Annotated in this window: 11 protein-coding genes; 6 read left to right on the top strand and 5 right to left on the bottom strand. The window is 68.7% G+C overall.

Annotation, left to right across the window (positions count from 1 at the left end; genetic code table 11):
* Nucleotides 1–173: 173 nt before the first annotated feature.
* Nucleotides 174–1,349: a pyridoxal phosphate-dependent aminotransferase gene (locus tag ABZY89_RS22765; protein ID WP_355230869.1), complete on the bottom strand. Its 1,176-nt coding sequence runs from the start codon at nucleotides 1,347–1,349 to the stop codon at nucleotides 174–176.
* Nucleotides 1,350–1,401: 52 nt separating this feature from the next.
* Here ABZY89_RS22765 and ABZY89_RS22760 point away from each other — a divergent pair, with 52 nt between their 5' ends.
* Nucleotides 1,402–2,892, top strand: coding sequence for a potassium/proton antiporter (locus ABZY89_RS22760; protein WP_355020572.1), 1,491 nt, complete (start codon nucleotides 1,402–1,404; stop codon nucleotides 2,890–2,892).
* A gap of 124 nt (nucleotides 2,893–3,016) precedes the next feature.
* Here the strand turns inward: ABZY89_RS22760 and ABZY89_RS22755 are convergent, their stop codons facing one another.
* Entirely contained in the window at nucleotides 3,017–3,532 is a 516-nt protein-coding gene (locus ABZY89_RS22755) for a LytR C-terminal domain-containing protein (RefSeq protein WP_355230868.1), read from the bottom strand.
* A gap of 26 nt (nucleotides 3,533–3,558) precedes the next feature.
* Entirely contained in the window at nucleotides 3,559–3,852 is a 294-nt protein-coding gene (locus ABZY89_RS22750; protein WP_045551249.1) for a type II toxin-antitoxin system VapB family antitoxin, read from the bottom strand.
* Between the two features lie 49 nt (nucleotides 3,853–3,901).
* Between ABZY89_RS22750 and ABZY89_RS22745 the strand changes: the two genes are divergently transcribed.
* On the top strand, nucleotides 3,902–5,452 hold the full coding sequence (locus ABZY89_RS22745; protein WP_355230866.1) for a helicase HerA-like domain-containing protein: 1,551 nt from the start codon (nucleotides 3,902–3,904) through the stop codon (nucleotides 5,450–5,452).
* A 68-nt stretch (nucleotides 5,453–5,520) separates the two neighbouring features.
* On the top strand, nucleotides 5,521–7,011 hold the full coding sequence (locus ABZY89_RS22740) for an amidohydrolase (protein WP_355230864.1): 1,491 nt from the start codon (nucleotides 5,521–5,523) through the stop codon (nucleotides 7,009–7,011).
* Nucleotides 7,012–7,079: 68 nt separating this feature from the next.
* Here the strand turns inward: ABZY89_RS22740 and ABZY89_RS22735 are convergent, their stop codons facing one another.
* Complete coding sequence (locus ABZY89_RS22735) at nucleotides 7,080–7,250, bottom strand: hypothetical protein (RefSeq protein WP_168381080.1); 171 nt, start codon at nucleotides 7,248–7,250, stop codon at nucleotides 7,080–7,082.
* A gap of 193 nt (nucleotides 7,251–7,443) precedes the next feature.
* On the bottom strand, nucleotides 7,444–8,331 hold the full coding sequence (locus ABZY89_RS22730) for a fused MFS/spermidine synthase (RefSeq protein ID WP_355230862.1): 888 nt from the start codon (nucleotides 8,329–8,331) through the stop codon (nucleotides 7,444–7,446).
* A 113-nt stretch (nucleotides 8,332–8,444) separates the two neighbouring features.
* Between ABZY89_RS22730 and ABZY89_RS22725 the strand changes: the two genes are divergently transcribed.
* The 3 genes from ABZY89_RS22725 (at nucleotide 8,445) to ABZY89_RS22715 (ending at nucleotide 14,775) form a co-directional block, all read left to right on the top strand.
* Entirely contained in the window at nucleotides 8,445–9,806 is a 1,362-nt protein-coding gene (locus ABZY89_RS22725; protein ID WP_355230860.1) for an RDD family protein, read from the top strand.
* Nucleotides 9,807–9,867: 61 nt separating this feature from the next.
* On the top strand, nucleotides 9,868–14,373 hold the full coding sequence (locus ABZY89_RS22720; RefSeq protein WP_355230858.1) for an FtsK/SpoIIIE domain-containing protein: 4,506 nt from the start codon (nucleotides 9,868–9,870) through the stop codon (nucleotides 14,371–14,373).
* 114 nt (nucleotides 14,374–14,487) lie between these two features.
* The gene (locus ABZY89_RS22715) at nucleotides 14,488–14,775 is read left to right on the top strand and encodes a WXG100 family type VII secretion target (RefSeq protein WP_008356172.1); all 288 of its coding nucleotides are present in this window, start codon (nucleotides 14,488–14,490) and stop codon (nucleotides 14,773–14,775) included.
* Nucleotides 14,776–15,247: the final 472 nt, after the last annotated feature.

Genomic DNA, 15,247 nt, shown 5'->3' with positions numbered 1-15,247 from the left:
TGGTCCTACCCCGCTGGCGAGTTCCTAAACGTAAAATCCCGAACTTTCTCAAACTCCGTCCGCCGAGGCGTCAGTTTCTGGCGCCGAGAAGTCGATTTTTGACGTCGAGTTGGCCCACTCGACGTCAAGAATCGACTCTTCGCGGTCAGAAATCGACGCCTCGGCGGCGTGAGTCAGGTCAGGATCGTCGAGAGGCGGTCGAGGGCCTGCTCGATCTCGGTCGACGATCCGGCGAAGGAGAGACGTACGAAGCGGTGTCCGTCGACCGGGTCGAAGTCGACTCCGGGGGCCATCGCGACGCCCGTGCGGTCGAGGATCTGGTGGCACCAGGCCATGGTGTCGTCGGTCCAGCGGCTGACGTCGGCATAGACGTAGAAGGCGCCGTCGGCCGGGGCCATCTCTGTGACCCCGAGGGAGCGGAGGCCGTCGAGGAGCACCCCGCGGTTGGTCGCGTAGCGGGTCACATGACCGTCGAGCTCGGCGTACGCATCGGGGGTGAACGCCGCCACCGCGGCATGCTGGGCGAGGGTCGGCGGGCAGATGGTGAAGTTGCCGACCAGGACGTCGATCGCGCGCCGCAGGTGGGCGGGCGCGAGCAGCCAGCCGATACGCCAGCCGGTCATCGAGAAGTACTTCGAGAACGAGCCGAACACGACCGCGTCGCGCGAGGTCTCCCAGGCGCTGCGGCCACGGCTGCCATCCCCGCCGTAGGTCAGCCCGTGGTAGATCTCGTCCGAGATCAGCTGGATCCCGGCCTCCTCGCAGTAGCGAGCCAGCGCGGCCAGCTCCTCGGGCAGCAGCATCGTGCCGGTCGGGTTGGCCGGACTCGCTACCACGAGCCCCTTCAGGCCGACGCGCTCGTGCAGCTCCCGCACCTGCTCCACGGTCGGCTGGAAGCGCTCGGCCGCACCGGTCGGGATCTCCACGACCTCGCACCCGAGGGCCGCGAGCACGTTGCGGTAACAGGGATAGGACGGCCGGGCCATCGCCACCCGGTCTCCGGTGTCGAACGCCGCCAGGAACGTCGCCAGGAAGCCGCCGCTCGCACCCGTGGTCACGACGACGTCCTCGGGGGAGACATCGATTCCGTGCCACGCCCGATGGTGCCCCGCGATCGCCTGGCGCAGCTCCAGGATCCCGGTCGCCGGCGTATAGCCCAGCGGGTCGCCACTCTGCAGCAGCCGCACCGCCTCCGCGCTGACCGCCTGCGGCGCCCCCGTGGACGGCTGCCCCGAGGTGAGCGAGATGAGATCGCCGTACGTCCGCTGCCGCTGCGCCGCCCGCTCGAGCATGTCCATCACGTGAAAAGGAGGCACGTTCGCGCGTTGGGCGACAGTCAGACGGTCCATGGGAGCAAACACTAGGATGCAGATCCATAGGTCGGAGGGGGGCCCGGCGCACATGAGCTTCGATGTCCATCAGTTCGACCTGTTCGTGCTGATCGGCTCCCTGGTCACGCTCCTGGCGATCCTCGCGGTGCGGATGTCGACGAAGGCCGGGCTCCCGTCGCTGCTGATCTACCTGCTGATGGGCGTGCTGCTCGGTGAGTCGGTGCTCGGGATCCGGTTCGACGACGCCGCGCTCGCGCATGCGGTCGGTTTCGGGGCGCTGGCGCTGATCTTGGCCGAAGGTGGTCTGACGACGTCGTGGAAGGACGTACGTCCCGCCTTCGGTCTCGGGCTGATGCTGGCCACGGTCGGGGTCGTCGTCTCGATCGGGATCGTCGCGGTGGGTGCGCACTACCTGCTGGGCCTTCCGTGGCAGCTGGCGTTCCTGCTGGGGGCGGTGACCTCGCCGACCGACGCGGCCGCGGTGTTCTCGGTGCTGCGGGTGGTGCCGCTGCCCAAGAGACTGACCGGTGTCCTCGAGGCGGAGTCGGGGCTCAACGACGCCCCGACCGTGGTGATCGTGACGCTGATTGCCAGCGGTGCGATCGCTGAGCACCATCCGGTCGTCGTGGCTGGGATCGTGGTCGGCGAGCTGCTGCTGGGCATCGTGGTCGGCCTGCTCGTCGGGTTCGGTGGGGCGTGGCTGATGCGGAGGGCCGCGCTGCCCTCCGCCGGTCTCTATCCGCTGGCGGTGATGACGCTGGCCTTCCTGGCGTACGGCGGAGCGGCGTGGCTGCACGGGTCCGGCTTCGCCGCGATCTATGTGGCCGCGCTCGTGCTCGGCAACTCCGAGCTGCCCCACCGCGGCGCCACCAGGTCCTTCGCCGAGGGCGTCGCCTGGCTGGCCCAGATCGGGCTCTTCGTGATGCTCGGGCTGCTGTTGTCCCCCGGGCGTATCGACCTTCAGACGATCGGTTTCGCGCTCGCCGCCGGGCTGATCCTGACCTTTGTCGCCCGGCCCGCCTCCGTGCTGGTCAGCACCGTGGTATCCCGGATGACGTGGCGCGAGACTGCGTTCGTCTCCTGGGCCGGATTGCGCGGCGCAGTGCCGGTCGTGCTCACCACCATCCCCCTGGCCGCGGGCGTCGACGGCGCCGAGGAGCTCTTCGACCTGGTCTTCGTGATGGTCGTCGTCTACACGCTGCTGACCGGCCCGACGCTGCCGTGGGTCGCCCGGGTGCTCGACGTCGCCCGCCCCAACGACCCGCGCTCGCTCGACCTCGACGTCGCGCCGTTGGAGCAGATCGCGGCAGACCTGATCCAGCTCCGGATCCCGCCCGAGTCGCGCCTGCACGGCGTCGAGGTCAGCGAGCTCCGGCTGCCCATGGGGTCGTCGGTGTCGCTGCTGATCCGCGACGGGCGGACCATGGTTCCGGACGACACCACGGTCCTCCGCGCCCGCGACGTCGTCCTGGTCGTCGTACCCCGCCACCAGCGTGAGCTCGCGGAACGGCGCCTCGAGATGGTCAGCCGGAAGGGACGCCTGGCCGGTTGGCTGCGCTGAGGGGTGGGTTGGAATACCCGGTTAACCGGTGAAACCTGCACTTCTCAGGTGTTGCATTGCCAGAGAAGTGCAGGAATACCCGGTTAACCGGGTATTCCTACCTCGCAGATCCGTGCGAACGCGCCTACTCGACCGGAGGGCTGCAGATCGTGGCGTCCGCCTTGGCGGTGACGGTCTTGTCGCCGCCGGTGACCTCGGGGAAGTTCTCGCCGGTGACGACCACGATGCCTGGGATGTCGGACTTGGTCTCCACGATCTTCGCGTCACCGAGCCAGCTCGCGACGAGCGCGGCTGAGGGAGCGTTCTTGTCGGGGGTCCACACCTCGACGGTCTTCAGCTTGGTGCCGCTGGGCGCGTTGCCGGTGGACCCCTTGACGAAGCCCGCGTCGACGAGGTCCGTCATCGCCCGGGTGGCGAGCCCGGCGCGCGTGCTCGCGTTGAGCACGGTCACGACCACCTGCGACGGGTAGACCTCGGAGCCCTTCTTGACCGGCGCGTCCACGCACGGCCCGACTTCGACCTTCTGCGGGAAGGGTGCGGTCATCGCGTTCCATCCCCAGGCACCGGCCAGAGCGACCGCGGCCGCGAGCACGGCGAGGATGATGAACGTACGAAGTCCCGTGAGGGCCGAGTCGAGCATGACGCCGAGCCTAACCGCTGAAACGCTCAGCCGAGGCTGTGCACGCGGGCGTGCAGCACGTTGCGCTGCTGGAGCGCTGCACGGAGCGCCCGGTGGAGCCCGTCCTCGAGATAGAGCTCGCCGTTCCACTCCACGACATGGGCGAAGAGGTCGCCGAAGAACGTCGAGTCCTCGTTGAGCAGAGCCACCAGCTGGAGAGTGTCCTTCGTGGTCACCAGCTCGTCGAGGCGGACCGTCCGAGGAGGCAGCGCGGCCCACCCCTTGGTCGTCAGACCATGGTCAGGGTAGGGGCGAGAATCGCCGACACGCTTGAAGATCACCCTCGTGACTGTATCGCCCTCAAGACAAAACCCAACATAGAGTCGGCCCATGACGGATGCTGCTGCTCTCTCAGAAGCGGTCGGGCCCGGCTACCAATTCGAGGGTTCCGCCCTCGAGCTCGGGGGCCTGATGGCGGACGCTGAGACGTTGTTGGAGACGCCGATTCGCATTCCCTTGGGGATGTTGAACCGGCATGGGCTGGTCGCCGGCGCGACCGGCACGGGAAAGACGAAGACCCTGCAGCTGCTCGCCGAGCAGCTCTCCGCAGCCGGGGTCCCGGTGTTCGCAGCCGACATCAAGGGCGACCTCTCCGGTCTGTCCGCGCCGGGCGAGTCCAGCGAGAAGCTGACCGCACGGGCCGCCTCCGTCGGGCAGGCCTGGCAGGCGCGCGGGTTCCCGGTCGCGTTCTTCGCGCTCGGTGGCGAGGGCACGGGCATCCCGGTGCGGGTCACGGTCGACGCCTTCGGCCCGACGCTCCTCTCCAAGGTCCTCGGTCTCAACGAGACCCAGGAGTCCTCGCTCGGTCTCGTCTTCCACTACGCCGAGAAGGCCGGCCTGAAGCTGGTCGGCCTCGACGACCTGCGGGCGGTGCTGCAGTGGCTGGTCTCCGACGAGGGCAAGGCCGACCTGAAGGGCCTGGGCGGCCTCTCGTCCGCGACGACGGGGGTGATCCTGCGTACGCTCATCGCCTTCGCCGACCAGGGTGCAGATGAGTTCTTCGGCGAGCCGGCCTTCGCCGTCACGGATTTCGTACGCAACGACGGGGACGCCGGGATCATCTCGCTGCTCGAGCTGCCCAACCTGCAGGACCGGCCGGCGATCTTCTCCACCTTCCTGATGTGGCTGCTCGCCGAGCTCTTCCGGGCGCTGCCCGAGGTCGGTGACGTCGACAAGCCCAAGCTGGTCTTCTTCTTCGACGAGGCGCACCTGCTCTTCAACGACGCCTCCGACGCGTTCCTCGACCAGATCACCAACACGGTCCGGCTGATCCGCTCCAAGGGCGTCGGGGTCTTCTTCGTCACCCAGAAGCCGACCGACGTCCCCGACGATGTGCTCGGCCAGCTCGGCTCGCGCATCCAGCACCAGCTGCGGGTCGCCACTCCCAACGACGCCAAGGCCCTCAAGGCCAGCGTCAACACTTACCCGACCTCCTCCTACGACGACCTCGGTGCGGTCATCCAGACGCTCGGGATCGGCGAGGCGATCGTGACCGTCATGAACGAGCGTGGCGCACCGACGCCGGTCGCCTGGACGCGCCTGCGCGCCCCCGAGTCGATGATGGGTCCTGCGGACGCCGCCGCGATGGAAGCAGCCGTGGCGGCATCGCCGTTGGCGGCGAAGTACACCGCGTCCGTCGAGGTCGAGTCCGCCGTCGACCAGCTCAAGGCGAAGACGGACGCCGCGGGGGCCGCCCGCGCGGCCGAGGCGGAGGAGAAGGCCGCCAAGAAGACCGTCCCGAAGAAGTCCTCCGGGTCGCGATCGCGGTCGCGTGACGACGACGACTCGATGATCGAGACGGTGGTGAAGTCGACCGCCTTCAAGCAGGCCGCGCGCACTGCCGCAAGGGAGCTCGTCAGGGGAATCTTCAAGCGCCGCTGAGGCTCCTCCCCTTCTGATCAAATCAGCCTGATTGGCTCGGGCATGGGCAGTATCCTTATCGTCTGCTCATGCCCGACCTTCTCCTCCGGAACGTACGCATCGTTCCGCTCTCACCCCGGGCGACCGTGCCTGCCGGGGTGGTTGACGTGCTCGTCGCCGACGGTGTCGTGTCGGCGGTCGGAGAAGGCCTGTCCCGACCGGATGGTGTCGAGGCGTACGACGCCGGTGGGCGCTGGCTCGTGCCGGGTCTGTGGGATGCCCACACCCACCTCGGTCAGTGGACGCTGCGGGCCAGCAGGCTGGACCTGCACGGCACGCGTTCGCCTGCCGAGGCGCTGGCGCGGGTCGCCGCGGCCGCACGCGAGGTCGGACCGGGTGAGGCGATCGTGGGGATGGGTCACTCGGCCGGCACCTGGGACCGCTGGGGCACGGTCTCCGAGCTCGACTCGGTCACCGGTGGCATCCCCGCGATCCTGGTCAACCACGACTTCCACCACGCCTGGCTGAACACCGCCGCGCTCGACGCCGTGGACCTGCCGCGCCGGGAGGACATGGTGCAGGAGACCGAGTGGTACGAGACCTATCCGCGGGTCGCGGAGCTCTTCGAGTCCAACGGGAGCACTCCGGCGGCCTACCGGCGGATGCTGGCCCGGACCGCAGCGCTCGGGGTGGTCGGGGTGACCGACTTCGAGGTCGGCGTCCGGCTCGACGACTGGCGTTCGCGGTGGGCGGCCGGCTGCGACCTGGTCCGCATCCGGGTCGCGACGTACGCCGACCAGCTCGACGAAGCGATTGCCGAGGGGCTGCGTACGGGGGACCGGCTGCTCCCGGGCGAGGACGGGCTGACGATGGGACCGCTCAAGATCATCAGCGACGGCTCGCTGGGCACGCGGACGGCGTGGTGCTGCGACCCGTACGCCGACGATCCGGACAGCTGCGGCGCGCCGAACCAGTCACCCGACGAGCTGCACGGGCTCCTGGGGAAGGCGCACTCGGCCGGCCTCCAGGTGGCCACACACGCGATCGGCGACCGGGCGGTGTCGGAGGCACTGGCGGCGTACGCGATGACGGGGGCGCGCGGAAGCATCGAGCACGCCCAGCTCGTACGTCGCGAGGATCTGCCGCTGATGGCTCGGCTCGGGATCACCGCATCCGTGCAGCCGGCGCACATCCTCGACGACCGCGAGATGACCGAGGACGTCTGGCCGGGGCGGGAGGACCGCTGCTTCGCGACCCGCTGGATGCTCGACGAGGGAGTGCGGGTTGCGCTCGGGTCGGATGCTCCCGTCGCGCCGCTCGACCCGTGGCTGGCCATCGCCGCCGCCGTGGGTCGCTCGCGTGACGGCAAGGAGCCGTGGCATCCGGAGCAGGCACTCACCGTCCAGGAGGCGTTGGCGGCGTCGGTCGACGGTCAGCCGACGGTCGCTCCCGGGTCTCGCGGTGACCTGGCCGTGCTCGACATCGATCCGCTCCGGGCCTCGGTCGGGGATCTCGCCGCGATCGCCCATGGCGGGGTCGTGCTGACCGTCGTCGGCGGCCGGATCGTCCACCGGGCGTAGCGAAGGCCCGGCCTTCACCGGCCGGGCCTTGCGCCCTGGGATCGTGGATCCCCCCATGTAGCTGCTGGTCAGGCGGACCAGCGCACCGAGTCGTCGACGAAGTCGGCGAACACGTGAACACCGCGCAGGTCCTGGCGCTCGTCCATGAGCTTCGTCAGGGCACTGGCGTGACGGAACTTGAGGCTGTGCTGCTTCGCGGCACTGTTGGCCTCAGGCTGGGTGGCGGTGAGTGTTTCCATCGAGGTCCCCCCTACAACGGATAGATGGTGTGCATCGTGGTTTGTCCTGCGCATCAAGCATCCCGCCCGCAAGTCGCAAGCAGGTTGTTTGAACGTTACAAGCCGGTTTCGGTAAAAGAAATGGCTGTCGATGCCTGTTGCGTTATCTGCCGAGCGATAGGGCCGAATCTCGCTAGACAAAGGCGACGGAGCCTCAGTCCGCGGCGGATCTGAGCGTGTCGACGGCCTGGCGGGCCTGCTCGAGGAGCCGCAGCGCGGCGCTCGCGTCGGGAAGGTTCGGCTCCGGAGACCAGAGCTGGTCGGCATCGCTGATCGGATCGGCGCCGTCGATGATCGGGTCGAGGTCGGTCACCAGCGCGCCCTTCGAGGGGTCGCCGGCGAGCGACGAGCGGATCACGTCGCCGTCGATCGGGGACGCCGAGGCGATCAGGGTGGCGTTGCCGAACCTCGCTCCCGCGAGCGCCGAACCCTGCACGATCATCGCGACATGCCCGAAGATCGTACGCAATGTCGCGAGCTCACGGCGGGTGAAGAGCAGCTCGGGGCCGGCGACGGAGTTCAGGATGAGACGGCCCTCCTCGCGCAACGCGCTGCGTGCCGCGGTCATGCACTCCAGCGAGGTGAACGCCGGTGGGATCCGGTTACCGACGAAGATGTCGATGACGATGGCATCGTGCTCCGAACCCGGGTGAGCCTCGAGCCAGGAGCGTGCCTCGGCGGTCTCCATCGTGATCCCCGGGGGGAGCGGGAACCGTGACCTGGTCAGCTCGACCAGCGCGGGCTCGATCTCCACGACCGTCTGCGTGGTCGCGGGCCACCGGTGGGCGACCGCGCGGGGGAGGGCGAGCAGCGCGCCACCCAGGTGGGCGGCGCTGCGGGGTGCCTGGTCCCCGAGCGCAGCCAACATCCACCGGATCGAGGCGAGCTTCGGCGGCTGCGCCGGGTCCTCTCCGAGGTGGGACTGCGCGACGCCGTCGATCTGGATCGCCCAGCCGTCATCCTTGCGTACGAGATCGGCGGTGCTGTCGTCCGAGAAGACGATGCGCTCGAGGCTCCCTGATGGCCCGGAGGGTGTTGACATACGTCGATCCTGCCAGACACCATCGCGCCCGAGCCGGGACATTCCGGTAGCCTTCTGGCGTTGTTGGTCAGCGCCGAAAATACTCGGACATCGGGCGTGAGGGAGTTCTTGCGGTGGAGATATGGGAGGTCGCCGAAAATGACGACCGGATCGAGGGTCTCACCGCCGACGGAAAGCCGGATCCGGCCTACGCCGCCTCGCTCGGTCTGAAGGACGCGCCCCTGGGCCGTCGTGCCGCCGCGGCCGCCGTCGACATCGTCTGCTACCTGCTCCTGCAGGTCCCCTACCTGGTCTTCACGCTCCCGCTGCTGCTGAAGCTTGCCCAGGGCAAGTTCGGCTTCGCCCGGTTCCTGAGCCACCCCGACTTCATGCTGGCGGCGATCGCGGGCGGCGCGACCGTACTGCTGAGCCTGATCTACGTCATCGTCCAGATCGTCTTCCACGGCCGCCGTGGAGTCACGCTGGGCAAGTCCGTCGCCGGAATCCGCTCGATCAACGTCAAGACGCTCGAGCGACCGGGCGTCGGCCGCGCCTTCCTCCGCGCCCTGGTGCTCTGGGGCTCCGGGATCATCCCGATCGCTCCGATCGTGTTCCTCGCCTCGCCGTTGTTCGACAAGGAACAGCGGAACCGTGGCTGGCACGACAAGGTGGCCGAGATGTGGATGGTCGACGTCCGCGAGGGCCTCGATCCCTACGACGAGAAGCGGATGCGCATCGCCCGGAAGACGGTCGCGGCCGCGCCCGTCGCGCAGCGGAAGTCGCTGCCCTCTCTCACCACCCCCAACGATCACGACGCCGGCAGCTACCGGCCCTCGGGGCGGGTCAGCGCCGGCGTGCTCGGCGTCTCCCGTCCGAAGGCGAGGCACGACGAGCCGGGCGCCGCTCCTGGTGGCGCGCTCGCGACCCCGCCGTCGGGCCCGGTGGCCCCGAAGCCGGTGACCCCCGCGATCCCACCCTCGCGCGCGGTGACTCCCAGCCACGGTCAGTCGGTTCCCCCGCCGCCTCCGACCCCGACGCCCACGCCTTACCCGACACCGACCCCGCACCCGGCCCCCACGCCGACGCCGACGCCGGCTCCCACCCCCGCTCCCACGCCGGCTCCCACGCCGCTGCCCACGTCCGGCGGCCAGCAGCCCCCGGCGCAGCCGCGCGAGCGGGGCATCATGCTCAAGGTCGACTCGGGCGAGCGGATCCCGGTCACCGGCCTGGTGCTGGTCGGCCGCGACCCGGCTCTGACGGAGAACACGCTGGGGGCGCGTACGGTCTCGATCATCGACGTGTCGGTCTCGAAGACCCACCTGTCGCTGCGCCCCAGCGGTGACGGCGTCGAGGTCACCGACCGCGGCTCGACCAACGGCACCGTGGTGATCCACGAGGGTGCCACCCGACGGCTGAACGCGTGGGAGCCGGTGCTGGCACCGGTCGGCGCGATGATCCGCTTCGGTGACCGCTCGGCCCTGGTGCGTCGCGGGTGACCGCCGCTCCATCCGCCGCATCTGGCTGCATCGACTGGCACGTTGACGAGGGGAACGAAGGATGAAGGTCAAGCTCACTCTGCACCGGCCGGGTGTCGCGCCTGCGGATGTGATCGTCACCGCCGACTCCACGGCCACCGCTGGTGACGTCGCTCGGCACATCGCCGACGCCGACCCGGCACGCTCCGTGATCGCCAATGAGCACGACATCCTGACCCTGGCCGTCGCCCCGCCGACCGCCGACCGGATGGAGCCGCTCGAACCCGACGTACCCATCGGCGACGCGCCGATCGGGTCCGGCTTCGCGACCGCGGTCGTCAACATGGGCCCGGACAACGAGACGACAGGCTCGCGGCGCAAGAGCGTCGGTGTGCTGCGGGCGATCGACGGTCCGGTGCGGGGACAGGCGTTCCCGCTGACCACCGGCCACGCCTCGATCGGCCGCGGGCCCGAGAACGAGATCGTGCTCGCCGACCCGATGGTCTCCAAGCGTCACGCCCGCATCGAGGTGGACCGCTCGGTCGAACTGGTCGACCTCAACTCGGCCAACGGCGTCGTCGTCGACGGCACCCAGGTCTCCCGCGTACGTCTGGCGCCGGACACGCCGGTCGTCATCGGCGGCACCACGCTGGTCATGCAGCTCTCGGCCGACTTCCTCTCCGCTGTCGAGGACCCGGTGCTCGAGCGCGGTGGCGGCCTGCTGTTCAACCGCAGCCCGCGGGTCGACGTCCGCTATCCCGGCACCGAGCACCCGCCGCCGTGGATGCCCACGGAGATGCAGAAGAAGCTGTTCCCGTGGTTCGTGCTGATCGCGCCGATCATCATGGCGCTCTCGATCTACGCGATGACCGGCCGCGCCCGCGCGCTGCTGCTGGTCGTGATGACCCCGATGATGGCGGTCGGCAACTACATCAACCAGCACCGCCAGGCCGGCGCGAAGCAGGACCACGAGATCGAGCTCTTCGAGCGGCAGTTCGAGAAGCTGGAAGAGGTCTTCTACCGCAGCAAGCCCGAGGAGGAGCTCGCTCGCAACGAGGAGGTCCCGGCGGTCGCCGAGGTCTTCGAGCAGGCGATGCAGCTCGGTCCGCGGCTGTGGACCCGGCGTCCCGAGCACTGGAACTTCCTGGCCGTACGCCTCGGCACCACCCGCGCACTGTCGCGCAACTCGATCGCGGAGCGTGACACCCAGAACGGCCTGCCCGAGTTCATCGAGCGGATCGACCGCCTGAAGGAGCGCTACAAGTACGTCGACGACGTACCGCTGCTGGAGTCGCTCCCTGCGGTGGGTTCCGTGGGTGTCGCCGGCCCGGCCGGCCCCGCCGCCGACGCGATGCGTGGGCTCGCGGTGCAGCTCTTCGGCCTGCACGCGCCCAACGAGGTCGTCACCGTCGCCTTCGCCGATCCGGACTGGGTCGAGGAGTTCGAGTGGCTCAAGTGGTTGCCGCACACCACCTCGGAGACCAACCGGTTCAAGGACATGCCGCTGGCCGACTCCGCACCGACGGCCAACGCCCTGCTCAGCGCGCTGGAGGAATACATCATGCGCGCCGGCCGGACCGCTGAGCACCGCGGCCCGTTCGCCGAGAAGTGGAACCCGATGCAGTACGGGACCGACGTCGCCCGGGCAGGGGAGGAGACCAACGCACGAGTGCAGGTCTCGATCGTCGTCTTCGTCACCAACGACGCTCCGGTGGACCGCGCCCGGCTGGTCCAGGTCCTCGAGCGCGGCGCCGATGTCGGCGTACACGCGGTCTTCATGTCCTCCACGGTCGAGGCGTTGCCGGCGGTGTGCCGCAGCTTCCTGGACGTGAGCGACGGCCTGGAGCGTGCCACCGTCGGGCTCGTCCGCAACGGCGACCTCTACGAGGGCGTCATCGTCGAGGGCGTCTCCAACGCCTACATGGACATGTTCGCCAAGCGGCTCGCGCCGGTGGTGGACGCCAGCACCGTCGTCCACGACTCCTCCGACCTCCCCAACTCGGTCGGCTTCCTGTCGCTGGTCGGCAACGAGGTGGCCGAGGACCCGCACTCCGTCGTGGAGCGCTGGCGGCAGAACAACTCGATCATCGACCGTTCCGACCGGCCGCGGCCGCGACTGAAGAAGGCGGGCAACCTGCGCGCCATCATCGGTCAGGGAGCCTCGGACGCGATGACGCTGGACCTGCGTACGCAGGGCCCGCACGCCCTCGTCGGCGGCACCACCGGTGCCGGTAAGTCCGAGTTCCTGCAGGCGTGGGTGCTCGGCATCGCCTCGGCCCACTCGCCCGACCGGGTGACGTTCCTCTTCGTCGACTACAAGGGCGGCTCGGCCTTCGCCGACTGCATCGAGCTGCCGCACTGCGTCGGTCTGGTGACAGACCTGAGCCCTCACCTCGTACGCCGTGCGCTGACCAGCCTCAAGGCCGAGCTGCACTACCGCGAGCACCTGTTCAACCGGAAGAAGGCCAAGGACCTTCTCGAGCTGGAGAAGCGACAGGACCCGGAGTGTCCGCCCGCGCTGGTGCTCGTCATCGACGAGTTCGCGGCATTGGCCGGCGAGGTGCCGGAGTTCGTCGACGGCGTCGTCGACATCGCCCAGCGAGGTCGTTCGCTCGGCATCCACCTGATCATGGCGACCCAGCGCCCGGCCGGTGTCATCAAGGACAACCTGCGCGCCAACACCAACCTCCGCGTCGCGCTGCGGATGGCCGACGAGACCGACTCCAAGGACGTCGTCGACGACCCGATCGCCGGGACCTTCCCGCCGTCCCTGCCTGGCCGCGGCATCGCGAAGACCGGACCGGGTCGCCTGACCCCGTTCCAGTCCGCGTACGCCGGTGGCTGGACGCGTGATGACGAGGTCGTCACCGCTGACGTGAAGGTGGCCGAGCTGAAGTTCGGTTCGATCACGGAGTGGGAGCCGGAGCGTCCGCCGGAGAGCGACTCGCACGACGAGGACCTCGGCCCCAACGACCAGAAGCGGATCGTGTCCAACCTGATCAAGGCCTCCGCGACCGCTGGTCTGATGACCCCGCGGCGACCGTGGCTGGATGATCTGGCGTCCGTGGTCGACATGCGCGACCTGCCGCTGGAGGGTGACGGTCAGATCCTGCTGGGTCTTGCCGACATCCCGGAGCGTCAGCAGCAGAACGCGATCTACTTCGCTCCCGACCGCGACGGCTCCCTGCTCATCTTCGGGTCCTCCGGTTCGGGCAAGTCGACCCTGTTGAAGACGATCGCGACCGCCGCCGGTGCGCGGCCGGAGCTCGGCCGGGTCCAGGTCTACGGCCTCGACTTCGCCTCCGGTGCGCTGGGCGCGATCGAGCGTCTCCCGCACGTCGGCTCGATCATCGACGGCGACGACGCCGAGCGTCTGCAGCGACTGATGCGCACCCTCGAGCGGGAGATGGACCGCCGCTCCGAGCTGTTCTCCAAGGCCGCGGCCGCGAACCTCACCGAATACCGTGAGATCGCCGACCAGTCGATGCCGCGCATCCTGCTCCTCATCGACAACTACCCGGAGTTCAAGAAGGAGTGGGAGATCGCCGCCGGTCGCGCGCCGTTCTACCAGTCCTTCATGCGGGTCCTCGGTGAGGGCCGCCCGCTCGGCATCCACGCGGTGATCACCGCCGACCGCAGCGGCTCGGTGCCGACCGCGGTCTTCGCGAACATCCCGCGCCGCGTCGTCATGCGGCTCTCCGACCCGAGCCAGTACGTGCTGGTCGGAGCACCCAAGGACGTACTCAACGAGCAGTCGGTGCCCGGCCGCGCCGTCGTCGACAAGGCCGAGGTGCAGCTCGCCGTTCTGGGCGGCACGACCAACGTGGCCGAGCAGACCAAGGCGCTCGACGAGCTGGTCTCGCAGCTGCGTGCCCTGGGTGTCCCCGAGGTAGGCGAGATCGGTGCCCTGCCGACGAAGATCTCCAGCAGGGCCATGCCGGCGCAGGCGAACGGGCAGCCCGTCTTCGGTATCGCCGACGACACGCTGTCCGCGCGTGGCTTCGACCCGATCGGCTCGTTCATCATCACCGGCCCGCCGCAGTCCGGTAAGACGAACGCCCTCAAGGCGCTCGTCGAGTCCATGGAACGCTTCGACCCCGAGGTGAAGCTGTTCCACCTCGGCAGCCGTCGCGCCATGCTCGGCGACTTCCGGCCCTGGGTACGCAGCGCCACCCGCCCCGACGACGAGAAGGCGCTCGTCACCGAGCTCGCCGAGATCGTCGCCGACGAGTCCTTCCCCGGCCGCATCATGATCGTGGCCGAGGACATGACCCACCTGGCCGACGGTCCCGCCGACCGCCCGATGCGCGCCCTGCTGCAGGCGATCAACAACTCCGACCACCTCTTCGTCGGCGACGCCGACGTCACTCGAGCCGGCGGCGGCTCGGGCGTCATGGGTGAATGGAAGGCCGCCCGCCAGGGAATCGTGCTCAAGCCGGACACCTACGACGGCGACACGCTGTTCAAGGTTCCGTTCGGCAAGCTCAAGCGCACCGACTTCCCCACAGGCCGCGGAATCTTCGTCCAGGCCGGGCGCACGGTGACCATGCAGATGCCACTGGCGAGCGACTCCGAGAACTCTGCATGAATCTGACAACGAGGTCGTTTTTACCCTTCACATCCTTGTGACGGGTGGCCTACGGTGGCCAGCGGCGTTCTCAGAGGCGTCACCTCATGAAAATCCCGGGAAAGGCAATGATCGATGAGTGACTTCGGCGCAACATACGACGAGATGACCGGCACTGCCGACAAGCTCGACCAGGGCAAGGACACGATCGAGTCGGCGCTGGACGAGTGCCAGGGCTACGTCGATGAGCTCGTTCAGGACGGGTTCAAGACGGAGAAGGCGTCCGGCAAGTTCCAGGACGGCTACACCGAGATGACCACCGGCCTCAAGGACGCCATCGCTGGTGTCGAGGACATGGCTCAGGCTCTGCGCGACATGGCCACCGCCATCCAGGACCTGGACTCGCAGCTCGCCGGCGGCTGAGCGACAACGTTGGTCACGATGGTGGGCTTGCTTCATCGGGCCCACCATCACCCGTCTCGGCCAGATGCTGCCGCGGTGTCGACTCCCGCTGGCGCGCTGTTGCGACCTCCTAACCGAGGTGAGCAGAAACCTTTACCTTCGGAGATGTTTAGAACCGGACGTAGCGGGTAGAACTACCGCGACGACGTTGATCGCCTGGATCTCGGACCACGCCCGGGATAACGGTGTCGGCTCGTCGGGTTCACGCTTCTCGACCATGTGATGCGTGAGTGATGGTGACGAACGGCGCCGCAACGCGGTGTCGTGTAATGAAAATTGCGGAAAGGCAATGATCGATGAGTGACTTCGGGGCAACCTACGACGAGATGACCGGCACCGCCGACAAGCTCGACCAGGGCAAGGACACGATCGAGTCGGCGCTGGACGAGTGCCAGGGCTACGTGGACGAGCTGGTTCAGGACGGGTTCAAGAC

This window comes from Nocardioides sp. NPDC006303 (genome assembly GCF_040613175.1).
In the GTDB taxonomy this organism is placed as follows: domain Bacteria; phylum Actinomycetota; class Actinomycetes; order Propionibacteriales; family Nocardioidaceae; genus Nocardioides.
The sequence above is the reverse complement of the archived record's forward strand: the minus strand, read 5'-3'. Positions and strand labels throughout refer to the sequence as shown.

Coding starts and splice junctions, on each gene's coding strand:
- ABZY89_RS22765 (WP_355230869.1), bottom strand. CDS start 1,349: ATGGACCGTCTGACTGTCGCCCAACGCGCGAACGTGCCTCCTTTTCAC.
- ABZY89_RS22760 (WP_355020572.1), top strand. CDS start 1,402: ATGAGCTTCGATGTCCATCAGTTCGACCTGTTCGTGCTGATCGGCTCC.
- ABZY89_RS22755 (WP_355230868.1), bottom strand. CDS start 3,532: ATGCTCGACTCGGCCCTCACGGGACTTCGTACGTTCATCATCCTCGCC.
- ABZY89_RS22745 (WP_355230866.1), top strand. CDS start 3,902: ATGACGGATGCTGCTGCTCTCTCAGAAGCGGTCGGGCCCGGCTACCAA.
- ABZY89_RS22740 (WP_355230864.1), top strand. CDS start 5,521: ATGCCCGACCTTCTCCTCCGGAACGTACGCATCGTTCCGCTCTCACCC.
- ABZY89_RS22735 (WP_168381080.1), bottom strand. CDS start 7,250: ATGGAAACACTCACCGCCACCCAGCCTGAGGCCAACAGTGCCGCGAAG.
- ABZY89_RS22730 (WP_355230862.1), bottom strand. CDS start 8,331: ATGTCAACACCCTCCGGGCCATCAGGGAGCCTCGAGCGCATCGTCTTC.
- ABZY89_RS22720 (WP_355230858.1), top strand. CDS start 9,868: ATGAAGGTCAAGCTCACTCTGCACCGGCCGGGTGTCGCGCCTGCGGAT.
- ABZY89_RS22715 (WP_008356172.1), top strand. CDS start 14,488: ATGAGTGACTTCGGCGCAACATACGACGAGATGACCGGCACTGCCGAC.